At 64.1% G+C, this 19,578-nt stretch carries 17 protein-coding genes and 1 pseudogene; 12 read left to right on the forward strand and 6 right to left on the reverse strand.

From position 1 onward, the window contains the following. From V5F61_RS19665 to V5F61_RS19690, 6 genes and pseudogenes are all read right to left on the reverse strand, one after another. Positions 1–185 (reverse strand): annotated as a pseudogene (locus tag V5F61_RS19665) (DNA primase); the annotation flags it as partial. 90 nt (positions 186–275) lie between these two features. Beyond that, positions 276–2,339, reverse strand: coding sequence for a ParB/RepB/Spo0J family partition protein (locus tag V5F61_RS19670; RefSeq protein WP_012112595.1), 2,064 nt, complete (start codon positions 2,337–2,339; stop codon positions 276–278). Positions 2,340–2,505: 166 nt separating this feature from the next. Next, positions 2,506–3,702 carry a hypothetical protein gene (locus tag V5F61_RS19675; RefSeq protein ID WP_012112594.1) on the reverse strand — a complete coding sequence of 399 codons (1,197 nt, stop codon included), beginning with the start codon at positions 3,700–3,702 and terminating at the stop codon, positions 2,506–2,508. Positions 3,703–4,076: 374 nt separating this feature from the next. After that, positions 4,077–5,561 (reverse strand): hypothetical protein, encoded by a 1,485-nt coding sequence (locus V5F61_RS19680; protein ID WP_238123822.1) that lies wholly within the window; start codon positions 5,559–5,561, stop codon positions 4,077–4,079. Then, positions 5,558–6,550 (reverse strand): nucleoid-associated protein, encoded by a 993-nt coding sequence (locus V5F61_RS19685; RefSeq protein WP_238123823.1) that lies wholly within the window; start codon positions 6,548–6,550, stop codon positions 5,558–5,560. The genes V5F61_RS19680 and V5F61_RS19685 overlap by 4 nt, the downstream gene beginning before the upstream one ends. Positions 6,551–6,868: 318 nt before the next feature. Then, entirely contained in the window at positions 6,869–7,501 is a 633-nt protein-coding gene (locus V5F61_RS19690; protein WP_238123824.1) for a tyrosine-type recombinase/integrase, read from the reverse strand. Between the two features lie 390 nt (positions 7,502–7,891). On the opposite strand from V5F61_RS19690, the gene V5F61_RS19695 reads away from it, so the two are divergent. The 12 genes from V5F61_RS19695 to V5F61_RS19750 all read left to right on the forward strand — a co-directional run bounded on the left by V5F61_RS19695 (position 7,892) and on the right by V5F61_RS19750 (position 19,578). Beyond that, positions 7,892–8,650, forward strand: a complete 759-nt coding sequence (locus tag V5F61_RS19695) for a DUF5131 family protein (RefSeq protein WP_238123825.1) — start codon at positions 7,892–7,894, stop codon at positions 8,648–8,650. Between the two features lie 42 nt (positions 8,651–8,692). Next, positions 8,693–9,958, forward strand: a complete 1,266-nt coding sequence (locus tag V5F61_RS19700; protein WP_238123826.1) for a three-Cys-motif partner protein TcmP — start codon at positions 8,693–8,695, stop codon at positions 9,956–9,958. Between the two features lie 304 nt (positions 9,959–10,262). Continuing rightward, a complete protein-coding gene (trbB, locus tag V5F61_RS19705) occupies positions 10,263–11,249 on the forward strand; it encodes a P-type conjugative transfer ATPase TrbB (RefSeq protein WP_238123827.1) in 987 nt (328 codons plus the stop codon). Positions 11,250–11,278: 29 nt separating this feature from the next. Further along, positions 11,279–11,578 (forward strand): TrbC/VirB2 family type IV secretion system protein, encoded by a 300-nt coding sequence (locus tag V5F61_RS19710; RefSeq protein WP_238123856.1) that lies wholly within the window; start codon positions 11,279–11,281, stop codon positions 11,576–11,578. Continuing rightward, positions 11,578–11,850, forward strand: coding sequence for a VirB3 family type IV secretion system protein (locus tag V5F61_RS19715; protein WP_238123828.1), 273 nt, complete (start codon positions 11,578–11,580; stop codon positions 11,848–11,850). Before V5F61_RS19710 ends, V5F61_RS19715 begins: the two co-directional genes overlap by 1 nt. 14 nt (positions 11,851–11,864) lie before the next feature. After that, entirely contained in the window at positions 11,865–14,294 is a 2,430-nt protein-coding gene (gene trbE / locus V5F61_RS19720) for a conjugal transfer protein TrbE (RefSeq protein ID WP_238123829.1), read from the forward strand. Continuing rightward, positions 14,291–15,025, forward strand: a complete 735-nt coding sequence (gene trbJ, locus V5F61_RS19725; protein ID WP_238123830.1) for a P-type conjugative transfer protein TrbJ — start codon at positions 14,291–14,293, stop codon at positions 15,023–15,025. Before trbE ends, trbJ begins: the two co-directional genes overlap by 4 nt. A 9-nt stretch (positions 15,026–15,034) precedes the next feature. Beyond that, positions 15,035–15,295: a putative entry exclusion protein TrbK-alt gene (gene trbK-alt, locus V5F61_RS19730; protein WP_238123831.1), complete on the forward strand. Its 261-nt coding sequence runs from the start codon at positions 15,035–15,037 to the stop codon at positions 15,293–15,295. Continuing rightward, positions 15,292–16,599, forward strand: coding sequence for a P-type conjugative transfer protein TrbL (gene trbL / locus V5F61_RS19735; RefSeq protein WP_238123832.1), 1,308 nt, complete (start codon positions 15,292–15,294; stop codon positions 16,597–16,599). Before trbK-alt ends, trbL begins: the two co-directional genes overlap by 4 nt. After that, positions 16,596–17,285 carry a conjugal transfer protein TrbF gene (gene trbF / locus V5F61_RS19740; RefSeq protein ID WP_238123833.1) on the forward strand — a complete coding sequence of 230 codons (690 nt, stop codon included), beginning with the start codon at positions 16,596–16,598 and terminating at the stop codon, positions 17,283–17,285. The genes trbL and trbF overlap by 4 nt, the downstream gene beginning before the upstream one ends. Further along, positions 17,282–18,334 carry a P-type conjugative transfer protein TrbG gene (trbG, locus tag V5F61_RS19745; protein WP_238123834.1) on the forward strand — a complete coding sequence of 351 codons (1,053 nt, stop codon included), beginning with the start codon at positions 17,282–17,284 and terminating at the stop codon, positions 18,332–18,334. The genes trbF and trbG overlap by 4 nt, the downstream gene beginning before the upstream one ends. Continuing rightward, entirely contained in the window at positions 18,331–19,578 is a 1,248-nt protein-coding gene (locus tag V5F61_RS19750) for a TraB/TrbI/VirB10 family type IV secretion system protein (protein ID WP_238123835.1), read from the forward strand. The genes trbG and V5F61_RS19750 overlap by 4 nt, the downstream gene beginning before the upstream one ends.

The raw sequence follows: 19,578 nt of genomic DNA on the forward strand, positions 1-19,578 counted from the left end.
CATTTGCCGGCATGGCCTTTCACGCTGTCCGTCAGCCGCACGAACATGGAGCGGCCGGGCGAGTTGCGAGCATCGCCCACCTGCCAATAGTGCCCCTGCCGCCGACCCGCGGAGAGATAATGGCGGCAAACTGCCTCCGCCTGCCGCCCCAGCCGCCGTGCGAGATCGTGCGCAGCATCCGTCATAGGGACGCTCCAAGAGAAAAGCCCGCCGTCCGGCCACGCGATGGGGGGATCGCGGAGCCACGGACGGCGGGCCAGGTTGCCCGGGGAGGATTATTCGGCAGCAATCGAGGAGGAGATCACTTCGGGCTCCTCAGTGTCGGCGAGGTCTTCCCCTTCGCCCATGGCCGTTTCGCCGTCGGTCTCCGCCGTCTCTTCGCCGGCGGTGTCGGAGGGCTGGTTCCGCAGCGCCTCCGGGAGCCAGCCGCTGTCGGCAAGGAGGGCTTCTGCCTCCCGTGCCATGTCGCCCTTCTTGAGGTGGGCGATCCGCTCAGCTGCACGTTCCCCCTTCGCCTCGGTCACCGCCTGCAGGATGCGGGCCTTGGTGACCCGGCCGAGGAAGGTGTCAACAGTGGGCCTCCATCCCGCCGCCGCCATGTCGAGCCCTACCGCCTGCGCCAACCGGTCGGCATGGGCGAAGGCGCGGGGACGGCGGTTCCATGCTTCATGCACCGCATTGACCGAGAGGCTCACCACATGGGCGAACAAGGCGGCCTGGCTGTCACGCTCCCACCCGCTCAAGGTGTCCCAGAGCGTGCCCGGCTCCTTGGGCAGAGCCTTGGCCCAGTTTTCGTGCCGGACACGAATGGCCTCGGCCGAAACGCTGTCGTTGAGGCCCGGCGCCTGGGCGTTGAAGGACACGCTCTTGAGGTCGAGCTCAAGGCAGCTGTCCGAGCCGTAGACGTAGAAGGCCTTCAGCGTCAGAGCGTGGACCGCAGCGAGGAAGGCGACATCGGGCTGCTCGCCCAGGGCATGGCGCAGGCCGAGGGTGCGATGGGTGGTCAGCTCCGTAAGTAGCCGATCGGAGATCGGCGCGAGGCCGTCTTCTTCCTCGGGCTCCGCAGGTGCATCACCTACGGCTGCTTCCTGACGAGGGGCCGAGGCCGCATGGTCTTCTCCATCGGTCCCGGCGGGAGCTTCATCGTCCTGCACGACCGGCACCTCGTCCTCCGGGCAGACATATCCCCGCTCCACCCGGAGCTTGCCGTCCTGGGCGATGCTGACGAAGGCGCCGGCGCGGCCGACCTCCGCCGGATCGAACGCGAGGGGGCGCGTCTCAAAGGCCTCCAGCACCGCCTCGAGCTCACCGAGCCGCGCATCGACCTCCTCGGGAAGCTCGTCGGCATCGGCATATTCTTCGGAGAGGCGATCATATGCGGCCTGGGCCCTCGCCCGAGCTGCCTCCTCCTCCTCGGTCAGGGGCGTCGGCTCACCCCGCAGCTGGCGCAGGCCGTAGGTGTGGCCATAGGCAAAGTCCGGCGCCACCTCGATCCACTTCCAGCCTTCGCCGCGGATCCCGTCGGCCTCAATGGCGAGCTTTGCCGCCACCATGCGATCGACGAGGGTGACATCCTGCAGCCAGCCGCCGTCGTCCCCCTGGAACAGGTCGCGCAGCACGGTGCCGCCAGCCGTCTCATAGGCCCCGATGCCGATGAAGCGGGCCCGCTTGTCGGATGCCCGCACCGCACCCTCCGTCATCATGCGCCGGATCGCATGGGGTTGCTTGTCGTAAGCCTGGGCGAGACGCTCCAGCACCTGCTCCTGCCGCTCATGATCACCCGACACGGTGAAGGCCATGAGCTGGTCGAGGGTGAGGCCATCCTCGGCATAGACGTCGAGCAGCTTCGGCGAGACGGAGGCGAGCTTCAACCGCTGCTTCACCACTGCGACCGAGACGAAGAAGGCGGCCGCGATCTCCTCCTCGGACTGGCCCTTCTCCCGCAACGCAAGGAACGCCCTGAACTGGTCGAGCGGGTGCAGCGGTGCGCGCTGGACATTCTCGGCAAGGGAATCCTCCTCGGCAATGCCGCCTTCGCGCAGGATGCAGGGCACGGGAGCCGTCCGGGCGAGGCGCTTGCGCTTCACCAGCAACTCCAGCGCCCGGTAGCGCCGGCCGCCGGCCGGGATCTCGTACATGCCGGTCTCGACGCCATCAGCATCGATCACGGTGCGGACATTGAGGCCCTGGAGCAGGCCGCGCCGGGCGATGTCCTCGGCGAGTTCCTCGATGGAGACGCCGGCCTTCACCCGGCGGACGTTGGACTGGCTGAGCACCAGCTTGTTGAAGGGGATGTCCCGCGAGGACGAAAGGGTGATCTTCTGAACGGACGTGGCCATGGGATGCTTCTCCGCGACGGGCGGCCGGAGAACCTCTCTCTCAACTTCGAACCCGTCACGAAGCACGGCGCCACCCTCTTCCTCTGAGGGCAGCGCCGCAAAGCCGATGATCCGGAACAACGCAAAGCCGGAGACACGGCAATCCCCATCTCCGGCTTTGCGGATCTCAGGGAGCGCGATCGAGGAGCTTCTTCGCCCGCGCCTCCAGATCGAGACGGGCGTCCTGGTGCGGCTTGTCCCGCGCCACGGCGGTGATGCCCTGCACGAAGTCGAAGATGCTCTCGGGCTTGCGCCCCTCCTCGGCGAGCACGGTCTCGATCACCTTCTGCGTCTCCGCCTTGGAGAAGCCCTTGCGGCGCAGGAACTTGGTGCGGTCCTCGTCGCTGCGCGCTACGATGCGCTCGCGGGCCGCCCTGATGCCGTTGACGAAGGGCATGGGGGAGGAGTTGGCAAAGCGCTCCAGGGCCGGCGCGGCCTGATGGGCGAAGCGGGATGCGGCATACTTCGAGTGGCGGATGGTGATCTCCTCGAAATCCTCCACGCCCCACAGGTTCCGGTTCTGGCAGACCGCCCTGAGATAGAAGCTCGCGATGCCCAACGTCTTGGCGCCCACCTCTGAGTTCCAGCAATAGAAGCCGCGGAAGAACAGGTCGGGGGAGCCGTCCGGGAGCCGCCCGGCCTCGATGGGGTTGAGATCGTCCACCAGGAAGAGGAAGACGTCCCGGTCGGAGGCGTAGAGCGTGGTCGTGTCCTTCGTGATATCGACGCGGGGATTGTAGATGCCGGTCGACCAGTCGAGCACGCCAGGCACTTTCCAACGGGTGTCCCCGGTGCCGTTGCCGGCGATACGGCGCACGGCGTCCACCAGCTCATGGTCATAGATGCGGCCATAGTCGGGGCCGGTCACAGCCCGGAGCTCGACGCGGCCGTCCTCCACCTCCAGTGTCTTCACCTGTTCGGCGCGGTGCGTGAGCAGGCCGTGCTGCAGGTTGATGCCGGCGAGCGGCGCCGGAAGCTGGCGCAGATAGGAGGCCGGCGCGCCGATGAGGCTCGCAAGCTGGCCGAAGCTCCAGTGGGTCGGCGCAACCGGAGCCTCCGCCCCGGGCAGCGTGAGCGTCAGCCGGTCTGGCACCTCGCGGCTCGCCTCGACGCGGATGGCGGCGCTCTCCACGGTGCGCGTCCGGCTCCGGTCGGACCGACCGCGCACCGCGCCATACAGCTCAGACAGGGACAGATAACGCTCGTCCGCCGGCCGGGAAAACCACTCGGAGGACACACGGCCGTTCCGCTCGCCGCGGCTCGCATCCACCTTGTAACCGCCGGCCGCTTCCCGGCCCGCATCTAAAACCTCAACCTCAGTCATGGGACTAAACTCCACGACGGGCGCCGGGAGCCTCTCTCCCTGCCCTCAACCCGTCACGGAAATCCGCTCCAACCTCTCACTCTCGATCGCGCGGATGAGGGGCTCAACCTCCCCACCCCAAAAACGCGTCGCTCCGATGGATGGCATCCCGCCGCATTGACGCGAGAGAGGGCGATGCTGCCATTACCTCTGGAGTGCGCCAGAAGCAGAAGTTCGCTGCGGTGAGGACGAAGGGCCGGTTTGGGGCCGGGAGCGGACTGTCCGGTTCTGGCCGAGAAACTGAGAAAGCGGACGTTCGGTCAACGACCCCATGGCCGTCATTGGAGATCCGCGTAAGTTCTGTCTGATATTGGAGCGGACATATCGGGCCAGGCTTATGAAGGTTTTGGTGTAGATGGGGGCGAAGACGGTAAAATCGGAGCAGATTTAAACCGATCCCACAGGTCGCCAATTGAACGCCAAGCGTCTGACAGCAGGGCGAGGATAAAACCCGCTACCGCCTTCACTTCGGCGGGATACACTACCCATAAGAGTGCACCAATCAGCACAATATAGACTGCGAATACCGGGACAACTGATAATCGATAAACCCATCGAGCGCGAGAGACTGGTCGGATCACCAGTTCAACCCACTGCTTCTCGGACATGAAGGCGTAAAGGCGCTGCCGCCATTGCGCGCGCACTTGCTTGGCGAGGACATCAAATCGCCAATTGGAAAGCACCGTGGTCAGCAAGCTCGCAAACAGCAGAGCCGCCGCACCCAACGAGGCAATGTTCATCGCAGAGGAGTTGGTTGTAGCCGAACGCAAAGCAAATGCCGCACCCGCGATGGCTGAATCTCGCCAAAGAGCAGACAAAAGATCGCGCGTGGCTGTCTGCGATCGCGCAACGTCTTCCTGCAGGGCCTTCCGGAGATCGCCTAAAGATTTGATTGCTTCCTTGCTGTCGTCTTGCAGGTGGAAAGCAAAGGCCTCTCGAGCGCTGGCCAACGCGTGGTCCAACACGCCTGCAAGACCCATGGGCCACTTGGCCTTCTCCGGCCAGTACAACGCCAAGTGGTTGTTGAGCAGGTGGAACTTCGTCTCGGTGTCACGCCGTTGATCGTAGACCCACCGGACCGCTTCCGTGACAATGTCAAAAAGCTGAGATTGCGGCTTGGTGAGATCGACATCAGCGAAGGCAGATCTGGCGCCCTTCAGCACGACCTGTCTAGCCTCATCAGAGGCTCGAATTTCGGTTGGCAGGCAAAAAATCAGGTTCCTGACGGCAGCTTCTTTCCAAGAGGCTAAAACACCGGAACTCTCATCACCTGGAATCATAAGGTACCAGGGTCTGATGTCAGTTGGAGCCAACAGATAGCTCTGGTCCCGAACCAACCGTCGTGGGCTGTCAAAGGTGTCTTCGAAGTGCTTGTGTTCGATCGCGCTCCCCCAGGGCGAATAGACGCATGATCTCGTAGAAAAGGGCAAAAAGTCTTCGGCGATCCAGATTTTGCGAACGCCACGCATGAACTCTGCATCACTGAGGGCGGCCTCGAAGCCTCTTCGAGTGACAAAATACGCCGCCTCCGCTTCGATGTTCTTCGTCAGACGAACGGCAACAGCTTCGCCCTCTATGCTCGACACGTCCCCATTTGCGAGGTCAACTTCCCCGCTGATGCTCCCAAACACAGCCAGCTTTCCTCGCTTGGCCTTGGCCAGCGCTGAGGCCAATTCAGAAATCCGTTTGAAGTCCACAGCGGTGATTTTCGGGACCTGATCGACTCGGCAGACCGAATTCGTCTCGGCAAAGATCGCATCTTTCGATGCGGCCATTCGCTGAAACAGGACACCGAGTTCGATCATCTCATCGAGCGTCATAGGTTCGTCAATCGGCTGGTCGTGATGGTGATGACGGTACCCGCTTCAGTCGTCTTCGTTTTCACGGTATCTGAAGCCTGCTCCGGCACATCGATCTTCACACCTTCAGCAGTCTTATACTTCTGTGGACGCTGCTTTTTTACTGCACCTTTGTCGAACTTGAAGACCTCGCCTTCCATGCCCTTTTTGGCCAAACCTTTGTCGAAGCTGGCCCTCACTGCAGCGCTGCCATGTGCGCCGAAAAATTCTGCGAAGAACTCGGCGGCATCGAACTTATCGCGCTTCTGAACCGTGTCGTAGTACCGATCACGCACATTCTGCGTGATATCGTTCGGCAGGTCGCTTTGATGCTTTTTGACCACCTCAACGACCAGTTCCTCGACAGCTTGAGTCATTTGCTTGTCATCGAAGAGGCGCTTGCATGCAAGAAATCCACGGAAGAAGTCGGTGATCTCGTGACGAACGGTTTTGTCTACAACAACGATGTTGTCATCGTCATCGCCATCGACAAGCTCGATTAAGGCAGACTTTTGCAGAGCGTCAGCCGATTTCGTGAACGAATTCGCGATTGCCTTCAGGATCGCCTTTGCATCGTCGGTAATATCATAAGTGACTGCCTCTTCATGGTCGTATTTCAGCACGGACAACAGCTTGCGCTGCCCGGTGACGAGCGTCATCAAGATCATCACGCCTGGCTTGATGCGCTTATCCCTGCCAGCGTGAAATGTCTGCGCGAGCGTCTTTGACACCGGTACGAACTGGCTTTCGTCATCCAGGACCTGCCTCAGCAGTGTCCTGGTTATGGAACCGTCGGCGAAGGTGAACCGGTTTCCTCGTAACGTCTCCATCGCCCTCTCGAGGAAGAAATCCTCGAATTCCCCTATGGGCGTCTCATCAAGCAAGATCGGCTCATCGTTACGATGATGAACGACATGAAAGATGAACTTGTCGATCGAGAGATTTTCGATCTCTTCTTCTGAGAGCTGCAATTGCTTTCCCCCAATGAAATCACACGGAGCGCAAGCTACAGATTCCGCTCAGAAACGCAATTCGTTTGCGTTTTGTTCTATCATGGGCCGGAGGCGCTGTGAAGGCTTCTGACAGGCTCGCCAGGGCAGGAAATTTGCGTTAGCGCGCGGTCCAGCCGAGCCAGCAAAAGCGCTGGTCTTTCCGTCCGCTTGTGACGGTAGGCCGTCGGAGGCGCCTCAAAAGCAGCCAGCCCGCTCTCCACCCCAAGATCGACATGCAGGCAACATATCCTGCGCGTCAAAGCGGCCATCCGGGCCTGCTCGGATGGCCGCCCGACGTCAGATTTCTGTCCGCTCTGCCAGCAGCAGTGCGTCCTCCACGTCGACACCAAGATATCGGACGGTGTTCTCAATCTTGGAGTGACCGAGCAAGATCTGGATGGCGCGGATGTTGCCCGTCGCCTTGTAGATCATGGACGCCTTCGTGCGACGGAGCGAGTGCGTGCCATACTCCTCTTGGCGCAGGCCGATCGCGGTCACCCATTCGTTAACGAGGCGAGCATACTGCCTTGTGCTCATGTGGTGCGAATGATCGATCCGACTCGGAAAGGCATAATCCTCGACGGTGCCACCGCGCCGTTCCAGCCAGGCCAGCAGGCTCGCTCTCACGTCGCTGGTGATCTCGAACTGGACGGGCCGCCCCGTCTTCTGCTGGACGACGATCGCGCGAGTCCTAATCCCCGGACCGGCGACCACATCACGGATCTTGATCTTGACCAGGTCGCAGCCGCGAAGCTTGCTGTCGATGGCCAGATCGAACAGCGCACGGTCACGAATGCGTCTTTCGCGATCGAGGAAGAATCGAATTGCCCAGATCTGTTTCTGAGTGAGAGGGCGCTTGGTGCCGACCAGCTTTCCGGCATTCCAAGCTGCACGCTCGCGGCTGGCATCGTCAAATTGAGAATGGCCCATGTGAGTTCTCTCTGGCCTTGATTGGCCGAGGGAGAAACATCAAGGGCCCCTTCCGCAAAAGGGGGCCGGTAGCTAACTGGCCGCTTTTGGTTCTGAAGTATCAATAGCGGACTGTTCGAATTCACGCGCCGTCCGCAAGTGGGGCGTAGATCCCGCCCCACCTAATACCCTGACAAATGCCAGTGTGGATCAAGGATCAGTACTGCCCGCGAAGTCAGAGGTTCACGAGTGCCACCAAGACCCGCGGGAAGGCTATAGAGATGGACGACCTTCTGCTCGGCATCGACGCCTGACGCTTCCAAAGGCGGAAATCCCGATGACTCATCGAAGCCTGATTGGCATGGTTTGTTTACGCCAAGTGACCCATGATGAGGAGAGGAGACAGCTCGAATGGCCGAAACCTCAATCGAATGGACCGATGTGACTTGGAACCCGGTAGCGGGATGTACCATCGCTACGGCTGGTTGCACCAACTGCTATGCCATGCGTATGGCGGCGCGGCTCGAAGCAATGGGCGTGGACAAGTACATCGGGACCACGCGCAAAAGCGGCGGACGAGCAAAGTGGACGGGCCAAATTGTTTTGGACCCGCAGGCGCTGACAATACCCATGACGTGGAAACGGCCCCGTAAGGTCTTCGTCAACTCCATGTCCGATCTCTTCCACCCTGATGTGCCAGCAGATTTCATCGCACAAGTTTGGGCCACTATGGCAGCCACGCCACATCACACCTATCAAATATTGACCAAGCGACCTGAGCGGATGACGGAAGTCCTATCGGTGGCCGAATTCGCCGTACTCCCCAATGTTTGGCTCGGCACCAGCGTCGAAGACAGTCGCGTTGTGCATCGCCTCGACAGCCTCCGTCAGGTACCCGCTGCGGTCAGGTTCGTATCCTTCGAGCCACTGATTGGATCTGTCTCCGGTGCTGAGCTGCTCGACATCCACTGGGCGATTATCGGCGGAGAGTCCGGGCCTGATGCGCGCCCAATGGACCCGACTTGGGTCGATGAGATCCACGACGCCTGCCGTCGGGCGGGTACAGCTTTCTTCTTCAAGCAGTGGGGGGGCAGGAACAAGAAGGCCACCGGCAGGACCTATCGCGATCAAACGTGGGATGAACTACCGAGATTTAGTCCCACTTGCTAACCGGTAGTTTTCGTGGAGTTATGCGCAATCTGGGGGCAACGCATGGCAAAAGACGGCTTTCGATGGGTAGTTGGTCAATCAGCGCCGAAGATCGAGTGCCATAGCAATGCCAAGCTCGACCTGCTTGCAGCCTATCTAGATCGGTACTTTGAGACCGTCGCTTCTCAGCCCCAGATCGACAATATCGCCATTACATTGGTCGACGGGTTTTCCGGGGGCGGCAAGTATCAGCTTTTCGGGGAAGAACGTCCCGGCTCGCCACTGGTGCTCCTGGAGGCGGTTAAACGGGCCGAACGCCTTCTCAACGAAAGCAGGCGAAAACCCCTGATCCTTGATGCGAAGTTCTACTTCATCGACGCCAATAAGGATGCAGTAGATTATTTGCGTCAGACCCTCACCGACAAGGGCTATGGCGACGACATTAACTCCGGCCGTATTATAATTCTCCCCGGCGAGTTCGAGGCTTTGTGGGTAGATGTCCTAAATGGAATTCGTTCTCGCCAACGCGCTGGTCGGTCTCTCTTCGTTTTGGACCAGAAGGGGTGGAATCAAGTCCAGTTCGCTACCATCCGGACCATTCTTAGAGATTTGCCGAAGGCCGAAGTGTTGCTGACCTTCGCGGTCGACTGGTTGCTGTCCTACCTCAATGAGGGGCCGGCGTTCGCGAGCGCCATGGCGAAAATAGGTATTCAGGGTCAGCAGCTTGCAGAGTATATCGAAGCCCGCGGAGAAGCGGGCTATCAGTACGTCATTCCTCGCCTACTCGCGAGGGACATCCAGCAATTGACCGGCGCGCCGTTTTTCACGCCGTTCTTTTTGAGGTCGCAGCAAGCCGGTCGCCACTTGTGGCTCGTCCACCTATCGAAAATCGTCACCGCGAGAAATGTGATGGTTGAGAGCCACTGGACCGTGGGAAACACGTCGCTTCACCGCGGCACCGCAGGTCTGAACATGCTTGGCTTTGACCCGCACTGGGCGGACGGCGTCGCCTTCGACTTCGGTTTCGACGCCCAGGCCCAAGCCGACATCAATACGGCGATTATTGACCAGTTGCCGCACCGGGTCGAAGCCCTTGAACGGCGATGCGTTCCAACCGTGGGTCACCTCATCGAGGAAATCGCAAACGACACCGCTGCTACCCGAGACCAGATGGAGGCCAGCATCATGCTGCTCTGTCAGGAACGTCAGATCGATTTGGTGAGCGCTGCAGGTTCGCAGCGGAGGCCGGGCGCAAAACCAGCGCCCGGCAATTTCATAAGGCTATCGCGGCAATTGCTCATACCCGGTATCGCAATGCCGTCGAGATAAAGCCTTTGGGCGCGGGGCAACGTTAGTTGCACAGACCGCTTTCGGGCACAGCCATAAGGGTGACGAACGACCGGGATGGGGGCGCAAAGCCGACGTCGCTGCAAGCGACGTCGAGGGGCCTCTATGGGTCAACAGCGCTATTTTCCTGACCACGGTGATGTCAGAGCTATTGGCCCTTTTGCCTGTCTTTTCACGCCACACTGCGATGGCTCATTCCTGTTGTTGAATCTCCCCCAATTCCCCCTTCTTTAATCATCCCCGTCCGGGAAGCCCTTGCATCGCGCCCGGCCACGGCGGGGATGACATGGCGGCTTCAGCTTACAGTTCGGAAGGCCTGACGCGCGGCGTGCGTATGTTGCGCACCGCACTCGGCCCGGTGATCTCCCGTCTTCTCGATGATCCCACTGTCGTCGAGGTCATGCTCAATCCGGACGGTCGCCTCTGGGTTGACCGGCTGTCCGAAGGCCTCGGCGCTACGGGCGAGCGGCTATCACCCTCTGACGGCGAGCGCATCATCCGCCTCGTCGCGCACCATATCGGGGCTGAGGTCCATGCCGGTGCCCCGCGGCTCTCCGCCGAGCTGCCCAGGACGGGAGAACGCTTCGAGGGACTGCTCCCGCCCGTCGTAGCGGCTCCAACCTTCGCCATCCGCAAGCCCGCCGTCGCCGTGTTCACGCTCGACGACTACGTGGCCTCCGACATTATGTCTGCGGCGCAAGCCGAGGCCCTACGCAAGGGCGTGGCATCCCGCGCCAACATCCTGGTGGCGGGCGGCACCTCCACCGGCAAGACCACCCTTACCAATGCCCTCCTCGCCGAGGTGGCCAAGACCTCCGAGCGTGTCATCCTGATCGAGGACACACGTGAGCTTCAGTGCGCTGCGCCCAATCTCGTAGCTCTGCGCACCAAGGACGGCGTCGCCTCGCTCTCGGATCTGATCCGCTCGTCGCTCCGCATGCGTCCGGACCGCATTCCCATCGGCGAGGTGCGCGGTGCGGAAGCCCTGGACCTGCTGAAGGCGTGGGGCACGGGCCATCCCGGTGGGATCGGCACCATTCACGCCGGCAGCGCTATGGGCGCCCTGCGACGGCTCGAGCAGCTCATCCAGGAAGCCGTCGTCAGCGTCCCCCGCGCACTGCTCGCCGAGACCATCAACCTGATCGCCGTGCTGTCGGGCCGCGGTGCCGCACGCCGGCTCACCGAACTCGCCCACGTCGAAGGGCTTGGCCCTGACGGTGACTACCGGATCTCGCCCGCGATCTCTCCCACCGAAGAAGGAACCTCCCTGTGAAGACAAGCTTTGTCTCTCGCCATCGCCGCCTGCTGCGAACCGCCGTGGTGGTCGTCGCCTTCGCCTGCGCGGTATCCGCTGCCCATGCCTCTGGTTCTTCCATGCCGTGGGAGACACCGTTGCAGTCGATCCTGGAGTCCATCCAGGGGCCGGTGGCCAAGATCGTGGCGGTGATCATCATCATCTCGACCGGCTTGGCGCTCGCCTTCGGCGACACCTCGGGCGGGTTCCGACGGCTGATCCAGATCGTGTTCGGCCTCTCCATCGCCTTCGCCGCCTCCAGCTTCTTCCTTTCCTTCTTCTCCTTCAGCGGCGGGGCGCTGGTCTGATGGCGAGCGATGCGGGCGAGGTGCCGGGGTTCTCCGTTCCGGTCCACCGAGCGCTCAGTGAGCCGATCCTGCTCGGCGGCGCGCCGCGGGCGCTGGCCATCTTCAACGGCACGCTCGCCGGCGCCGTCGGACTGGGGCTCCGGCTCTGGCTCGTGGGCCTTGCCCTCTGGGCGATCGGCCACCTCGCCGCCGTCTGGGCTGGCAAGCGCGATCCGCTCTTCGTCGACGTGGTGCGCCGGCATCTGCGCATCCCCTCCCACCTGTCAGTCTGAGGAGGGGACGCACCATGATGAACCTTGCCGAGTATCGCGGACACGGGAGCCGGCTCGCAGACTATCTGCCTTGGGCGGCCCTGGTCGGCCCTGGCACCATCCTCAACAAGGACGGCAGCTTCCAGCGCACCGCGCGCTTCCGCGGGCCGGACCTCGATTCCGCGGTGCCTGCTGAGCTGGTGGCGGTGGCGGGTCGCCTCAACAGCACCTTCCGCCGCCTCGGCTCCGGCTGGGCACTGTTCGTGGAAGCCCAGCGGCACGAGGCGGGAGCCTATCCCGAGAGCCTGTTTCCCGATCCTGCTTCCGCGTTGGTGGATGCCGAGCGGAAGGCCGGGTTCGCCGAGGCCGGAATCCATTTCGAGTCGAGCTACTTTCTCACCTTCGCTTGGCTCCCCCCGGCGGAGGATGCCGCGCGGGCGGAGAGCTGGCTCTATGAGGGGCGTGGGGACGAGGGTGTCGATCCCCGCGAAGCATTAGATGGCTTCGTCGATCGCACGGACCGCGTCCTGAGGCTGGTCGAAGCCTTCATGCCTGAGTGTCGCTGGCTCGATGACACGGAGACCCTGACCTATCTGCACGGATGTGTCTCGACCCGGCACCAGCGGGTGCGTGTCCCCGAAACGCCCATGTATCTGGACGCGCTCCTCGCCGATCAGCCACTGACCGGCGGGCTCGAGCCCATGCTCGGGGACCAGCACCTGCGCGTGCTCACTATCGTCGGCTTTCCCACGGCAACCACGCCCGGGATCCTCGACGATCTCAACCGGCTGGCCTTTCCCTATCGCTGGTCAACCCGCGCCATCCTCCTCGACAAGACCGACGCCACCAGGCTCCTCACGAAGATCCGCCGGCAGTGGTTCGCCAAGCGCAAGTCCATCGCCGCCATCCTTAAGGAGGTGATGACCAACGAAGCGTCGGTACTGGTGGATTCGGATGCCGCCAACAAGGCGGAGGACGCAGATCTCGCCTTGCAGGAGCTCGGCGCCGACCATGCCGGCATCGCCTATGTCACCGCCACAGTGACGGTCTGGGACGCCGATCCCCGCATCGCGGACGAGAAGCTCCGGCAGGTGGAGAAGGTGATCCAGGGCCGGGACTTCACGGCCATGGTGGAGACCCTCAATGCAGTGGAGGCCTGGCTGGGCAGCCTGCCGGGACACGTCTACGCCAATGTCCGCCAGCCGCCCGTCTCCACCCTCAACCTCGCCCACATGATCCCTCTCTCCGCAGTCTGGGCGGGCGACGAGCAGGACACGCATTTTGCCGCGCCGCCGCTGTTCTACGGCAAGACGGAAGGCGCCACCCCCTTCCGCTTCTCCCTCCATGTGGGGGATGTGGGCCACACGTTGGTGGCGGGGCCGACCGGCGCCGGCAAGTCGGTGCTGCTGTCACTCATGGCGCTGCAGTTCCGGCGCTATGCCGGAGCCCAGGTGTTCGCCTTCGACTTCGGCGGCAGCATCCGGGCGGCGGCCCTCACCATGGGCGGCGACTGGCATGATCTCGGTGGAGGTCTCGCGGAGGACAGCATCGCCCTCCAGCCGCTATCACGCGTGGACGAGCTGCGCGAGCGAACTTGGGCGGCCGACTGGATCGTGGCGATCCTCGCCCGCGAAGGTGTCTCCACTGCCCCGGAGGTGAAGGAGCACATCTGGTCGGCGCTCTCCTCGCTCGCCTCCGCTCCCATCGAAGAGCGGACGCTCACCGGCCTTGCCGTCCTTCTCCAGTCCAATGCCCTCAAGCAGGCGCTGCGCCCCTATTGCATCGGCGGTGCCCATGGCCGGCTGCTTGATGCCGAGACCGAACATCTGGGGCAGGCCTCCGTCCAGGCCTTCGAGACCGAGGGGCTGATCGGCACCAGCGCCGCCCCGGCGGTGCTCTCCTATCTCTTCCACCGCATCGAGGACCGGCTCGACGGGTCTCCCACCCTCCTCATCATCGACGAGGGGTGGCTCGCCCTCGATGACCACGGCTTCGCCGGGCAGTTGCGGGAATGGCTCAAGACCCTGCGCAAGAAGAACGCCAGCGTGGTGTTCGCCACGCAGTCTCTGTCCGATATCGATGGCTCGGCCATCGCCCCCGCCATCATCGAGAGCAGCCAGACCAGGCTACTTCTCCCGAACGAGCGGGCGGTGGAACCCCAGATCACGGCTATCTACCGCCGCTTCGGCCTTAACGACCGACAGATCGAGATCCTCGCCCGGGCGACGCCAAAGCGGGACTATTACTGCCAATCCCGGCGCGGCAACCGCCTCTTTGAGCTCGGGCTCTCGCAGGTGGCGCTCGCTTTATGCGCCACTTCATCCAAGACCGACCAGGCTGCGCTCTCGCAGGTGTTGGCCGAGCACGGGGGCGATGGCTTCCTCGCCGCCTGGCTGCGGTACCGCGGCCTCGGCTGGGCGGCCGACCTCATCCCCACCCTCGACAATCTGGAGACACCCTCATGATCCGCCACTCTTTGCGGGCGGCGCTCGTCTCCGCGCCGCTCCTCTTATGCCCGCTGGCGCCGGCTGCCGCGCAGTACGTCGTCTACGACCCCTCCAACTATGCCCAGAACGTCCTTCAGGCCGCTCGGGCGCTGCAGCAGGTCACCAACCAGATCACCTCCCTGCAGAACGAAGCACAGATGCTGATCAACCAGGCCCGCAACCTCGCGAGTCTGCCATACTCCTCCCTCAGCGCGCTCCAGCAGTCCGCCCAGCGTACCCAGCAACTGCTCGGGCAGGCCCAGAAGATCGCCTATGACGTCAGCGCCATCGATCAGGCCTTCCAGAGTCAATACGGCTCCGTCTCCCTGAGCACTTCGGATGCACAACTCGTCTCCCAGGCGAAGACGCGGTGGGAGACCACGCTCGCCGGCCTTCAGGATGCGATGCGGGTGCAGGCCGGTGTCGTCGGCAATCTCGACACCAACCGGACGCAGTCCTCCACATTGGTGGACCAGAGCCAGGCGGCAACCGGCGCGCTGCAGGCCATGCAGGCCGGCAACCAGCTTCAGGCGCTCCAGGCCCAGCAGCTCTCCGACCTCACCGCCGTGGTCACGGCCAACGGCCGAGCGCAGGCTCTGTCGGAAGCCGAGCGGGCAACTGCGGTGTCGGAAGGGCAGGAGCGCTACCGGCGCTTCTCCACCGGGTCGAGCTATCAGCCCGCCGCCGTCACCATGTTCCACGGCAAGTGAGGCGTGGCCATGGACCGGGACACCGCGCTTCGAACCCTCATCGTCGCCGGCCTCGTGGGCGCAGTGCTGGCTGCGCTCGCTGCCGCCGCAGGTCGACGACCGGAGCCCAACGTCGTCGCAAGAGGGAGGATCGCGCCCGTCTCGTCGGTAGATCTCAAGAGCTGCGCCCAGATCGAGACGGCCGACCCCATCGATCCGCGCTGCGCCGCGCTCTGGGAGCAGAACCGCCGCCGCTTCTTCGGCGAGTCCGTTGAGGGAGTGATCCGATGAACGACGTAGGGGTCATCGACACCTTCCTCAACACCTTCACCAGCTACATCGATTCCGGCTTCGGCCTGATCAAGGGAGACGTGACGGGCCTCTCTTCCATTCTGATCGCCCTCGACATCACGCTCGCCGGCCTGTTCTGGGCCTGGGGTGCCGACGAGGATGTGATGCGCCGGCTGGTCAAGAAGACCCTCGCCATCGGCTTCTTCGCCTGGATCATCGGCAACTTCAATTCCCTGGCCCAGATCGCCTTCGAGAGCTTCGCCGGGCTCGGCCTCAAGGCCGGCGGGTCGACCATCAGCACGGCGGACTTCCTGCGGCCGGGGCGTCTTGCGGAAGTGGGGCTCTCGGCCGGCCAGCCGCTGCTCGATGCGGCAAGCCAGCTCACCGGGCCAGTGGCGATCTTCGTCAATGCCGTGCAGATCGCCGTGCTGCTGATCTCTTGGCTCCTGATCCTGATCGCCTTCTTCATCCTGGCGGTGCAGCTCTTCGTCACCCTTATCGAGTTCAAGCTGACGACGCTGGTGGGCTTCGTGCTCATCCCCTTCGCTTTCTTCGGCAAGACCGCCTTCCTCGCCGAGAAGGTGCTCGGCAATATCGTCGCCTCGGGCGTGAAAGTGATGGTGCTTGCCGTCATCGTCGGCATTGGCTCAACGCTGTTTTCCCAATTCGCCTCCAGTTATGGCGATGCCCAGCCGACCATCAGCCAGGCCCTGTCCGCTGTCCTGGCCGCGCTGGCGCTCTTGGGCCTCGGCATCTTCGGTCCCGGAATCGCGACGGGACTGATCACGGGCGCGCCCCAGCTCGGGGCCGGCGCTGCCGTGGGGGCCGGGCTTGCCGCGGGTGGTGTCGCGCTCGCAGGCCTCGGTGCCGCGGGCCTCGCCGCTCGCGGGGCTGGCGCGGCACTCTCCGCGACCGCTGCCGCCGCACAAGCGGGGGCGGGTCTCGCTGGAAGTGCGGCATCCGCGTACGGCGCCGGCGCTGCTGGCCAGTCGGGTCTTTCCGGTGTCGCAGGTGGCCTTGGCGGCATGGCGAGGGCGGCCGGTGCGGCAGCGACATCTCCCCTGAGGCGCTCCGCTGACGCAGCTGGCGAGACGGCATCCGCCGCCGCCGGCCCGAGTTCCGCGCCGTCGAGCGCTCCTGCTCCGACCGCCACCTCCACCAGTGATGCCCCCGATTGGGCCCGGCACATGCGGCGCTCCCAGCAGATGTCCCATGGGGTCCAGGCCGCCACTCATGCGGTGCGGTCCGGCGACAGCCATGGCGGCGGATCGTCCATCTCCCTCTCTGAAAGCGATCGTCCATGACCCCGTTCAAGCGACCTGCGGTTCATTACGGCCGCGCACCCGAGCCCGAGACGCCCTATCAGCGCGCGGCTCAGGTCTGGGACAATCGCATCGGTTCCGCCCGGGTCCAGGCGAAGAACTGGCGCCTCATGGCCTTCGGCTGCCTTGCCCTCTCGGCCGGCCTCTCTGGCGCCTTGGCCTGGCAGGCCCTGAGCGGCTCGGTGGTGCCGTGGGTCGTGCAGGTGGACAAGCTCGGACAGGCGCAAGCCGTGGCGCCCGCCGCCGCGGACTTCCGCCCGTCCGATCCCCAGATCGCCTTCCACCTCGCCCGCTTCATCGAGGAGGTGCGCGGTATCTCCGCCGATCCTGTCATCGTGCGGCAGAACTGGCTGAGGGCTTACGCCTACACGACCCAGGCCGGCGCCATCGCCCTCAACGATTACGCCCGCGCCGACGATCCCTTCGCCCGGGTCGGCAAGCAGCAGGTGGTGGTGGAGGTCTCGAGCGTGATCCGCGCCTCGCCGGAGTCCTTCCGCATCGCCTGGACTGAGCGCCGTTACCAGGACGGCAGCCTCGCCGACACCGCCCGCTGGAGCGCCATCCTCACCGTCGTGGTGCAGGCGCCGCGGGATGCCGAGCGCCTACGAGCCAATCCCCTCGGGATCTACGTCAACGCCATCAACTGGTCGAAGGAGCTCGCCCAATGACGCCTGCCATCCGTACATCCGCGAGGCCGGCGCGCCGTGGCCTCTCTTTTCCGGCTTTCCGTAAGTCCGGCTTGCCGCTTCTGCTGCTTTGCACGTCTGCGCTCGCCGGCTGCGCCACCTTCGAGAAGCCGCCCGAGATCGCCTATGACGATGCACCGCCTGCCGTCTTCAAGGCCGAGCCGCCGGGGCCGGTGCGTATTGTCGAGCTGCCGAAGCCTCTGCCTCTACCGGGCCAATTGAAGCCGGTGGGCAGGGACGGGAAGGCGGAACCGGAGCCGGCCGATCCGCAGGCCCGCGTCAAGCAGGCCAATGCGGCCGCCCGCGTTCAGCCGGTACGCAATGGCTTCATCAATTCCATGCAGGTCTATCCCTTCGTGGAGGGTGCCCTCTATCAGGTCTATGCCGCGCCTGGGCAGGTCACCGACATCGCACTACAGCCCGGTGAGCAACTGGTGGGCTCGGGGCCGGTGGCCGCCGGCGATACGGTGCGCTGGATCATCGGCGACACTGAGAGCGGAGCAGGGGCTGCCAAGCAGGTCCATATCCTGGTGAAGCCGACGCGGCCCGACCTCACCACCAACCTCGTCATCAACACCAATCTGCGCACCTATCACATGGAGCTGCGCTCCACCGAGAAGACCTACATGGCCTCGGTCTCCTGGCAATATCCCCAGGACCAGCTCATCGCCCTGCGGCGTCAGAATGCCGAGGCCCAGGCGGTACAGCCCGCCGCCACCGGCATCGACCTCACGCGGGTGAACTTCCGCTACGAGGTCTCGGGCGACCGGGCGCCGTGGCGGCCGCTGCGGGCCTTCGACGACGGCCAGCAGGTGTTCATCGAGTTTCCGCGCGGCATCGGCCAGGGCGAGATGCCGCCGCTCTTCGTGGTGGGCCCCGAGGGCGACACCTCCGAGCTCGTGAACTATCGCGTGCGCGGCACCTACATGATCGTCGATCGCCTCTTCGCCGCAGCCGAGCTGCGCTTTGGCGCCGACAAGGACCAGAAGCGTGTGCGCATCTCCCGCACCGACGGGAGACCTGTCCTATGAACGGCATCGACCCCGGGAAGGAGAAAAGGCCGGGGCGAACCGGCGACGACGGCGCTCGGCCGCTGGCGGGGGAGGCGGCTGCGGCCATGCGGCTGAGACCGGAGCCGCCGCGGGTGACCCGCCTTTCCCGCAAGGTGTTGGCCGGGTTGGGGCTCGTCGCGGGCCTTGGGATCGGCGGCGCGCTGATCTACGCCCTCCAGGCCCGCAAGGACCACGGGCCGGGCCAGGAGCTCTACGCCACCGACGTCAAGGCGACGCCCGACGGGCTCGCCGGCTTGCCGAAGGATTACACCAGCATCCCGAAGCTGGGGCCGCCGCTGCCCGGCGACCTCGGCCGGCCCATCCTCAATGCGCAGACTGCGGCGCAACCGCCGATGCCGACTATGGCAGGCATGCCCAATCCTGCCCTCAGTCCCGATGAGCAGCGCCAGCAGCAGGAAAGCGAGGCGGCGCGGACGGGACGGCTGTTCGCCCAGACCAACTCGCGGCCTGCGAGCACCGTCGTGGCGCAACAGGTGGATGCGGCCTCGGTGACCACTGCGGCGTCTGTCCCCGACCTCGCATCCCTCGGCCTTGGTCCGCAAGCGGCGACACCAACGGCCCAGGAGCGGCAGCTCGCCTTCCTTAACCAGGCAGTCGACCGGCGCACCGTGTCGCCAGATCGCGTCGCGGCTCCGGCCTCGCCCAATAGCCTGCAGGCCGGCGCGGTCATTCCCGCAGCGCTGATCACCGGCATCCGCTCCGATCTGCCGGGTCAGATCACCGCCCAGGTCACTGAGAACGTCCATGACAGCCCGACCGGCCGGATCCTCCTGATCCCCCAGGGCACCCGCATCATTGGCCAGTACGACAATGGCGTAGGTTTCGGACAGCGCCGGGTGCTGCTCGTCTGGAACCGCCTCATCTTCCCCAATGGCCGCTCCATCGTGCTGGAGCGCCAGCCCGGAGCTGACGTTGAGGGCTATGCCGGGCTCGAAGATGGCGTCGACTATCACTGGGGCGAGCTATTCAAGGCGGCAGCGCTCTCCACCATCCTGAGCGTCGGGGCGAGTGCTGGCACGTCAGGCAGCGATAGCGACCTCGCTAGCGCTCTACGCGAGGGAGCTTCCGACAGCATCAGCCAGACTGGCCGCCAGATCGTCCAGCGCCAGCTCAACATCGCACCGACGCTCACCGTCCGGCCGGGATATCCGGTGCGGGTCATCGTCACGCGCGACCTCGTTCTCGAACCCTATGGAGGCTGA

The organism is Xanthobacter sediminis (assembly GCF_043195015.1).
GTDB lineage: Bacteria > Pseudomonadota > Alphaproteobacteria > Rhizobiales > Xanthobacteraceae > Xanthobacter.

What these genes read in the sequence shown, in the direction of transcription:
- trbF (WP_238123833.1), top strand. Translation starts at nt 16,596, where the DNA reads ATGACCCCGTTCAAGCGACCTGCGGTTCATTACGGCCGCGCACCCGAG.
- V5F61_RS19750 (WP_238123835.1), top strand. Translation starts at nt 18,331, where the DNA reads ATGAACGGCATCGACCCCGGGAAGGAGAAAAGGCCGGGGCGAACCGGC.
- V5F61_RS19700 (WP_238123826.1), top strand. Translation starts at nt 8,693, where the DNA reads ATGGCAAAAGACGGCTTTCGATGGGTAGTTGGTCAATCAGCGCCGAAG.
- V5F61_RS19695 (WP_238123825.1), top strand. Translation starts at nt 7,892, where the DNA reads ATGGCCGAAACCTCAATCGAATGGACCGATGTGACTTGGAACCCGGTA.
- V5F61_RS19715 (WP_238123828.1), top strand. Translation starts at nt 11,578, where the DNA reads ATGGCGAGCGATGCGGGCGAGGTGCCGGGGTTCTCCGTTCCGGTCCAC.
- trbB (WP_238123827.1), top strand. Translation starts at nt 10,263, where the DNA reads ATGGCGGCTTCAGCTTACAGTTCGGAAGGCCTGACGCGCGGCGTGCGT.
- trbG (WP_238123834.1), top strand. Translation starts at nt 17,282, where the DNA reads ATGACGCCTGCCATCCGTACATCCGCGAGGCCGGCGCGCCGTGGCCTC.
- V5F61_RS19675 (WP_012112594.1), bottom strand. Translation starts at nt 3,702, where the DNA reads ATGACTGAGGTTGAGGTTTTAGATGCGGGCCGGGAAGCGGCCGGCGGT.
- trbL (WP_238123832.1), top strand. Translation starts at nt 15,292, where the DNA reads ATGAACGACGTAGGGGTCATCGACACCTTCCTCAACACCTTCACCAGC.
- trbK-alt (WP_238123831.1), top strand. Translation starts at nt 15,035, where the DNA reads ATGGACCGGGACACCGCGCTTCGAACCCTCATCGTCGCCGGCCTCGTG.
- V5F61_RS19690 (WP_238123824.1), bottom strand. Translation starts at nt 7,501, where the DNA reads ATGGGCCATTCTCAATTTGACGATGCCAGCCGCGAGCGTGCAGCTTGG.
- V5F61_RS19670 (WP_012112595.1), bottom strand. Translation starts at nt 2,339, where the DNA reads ATGGCCACGTCCGTTCAGAAGATCACCCTTTCGTCCTCGCGGGACATC.
- trbE (WP_238123829.1), top strand. Translation starts at nt 11,865, where the DNA reads ATGATGAACCTTGCCGAGTATCGCGGACACGGGAGCCGGCTCGCAGAC.
- trbJ (WP_238123830.1), top strand. Translation starts at nt 14,291, where the DNA reads ATGATCCGCCACTCTTTGCGGGCGGCGCTCGTCTCCGCGCCGCTCCTC.
- V5F61_RS19680 (WP_238123822.1), bottom strand. Translation starts at nt 5,561, where the DNA reads ATGACGCTCGATGAGATGATCGAACTCGGTGTCCTGTTTCAGCGAATG.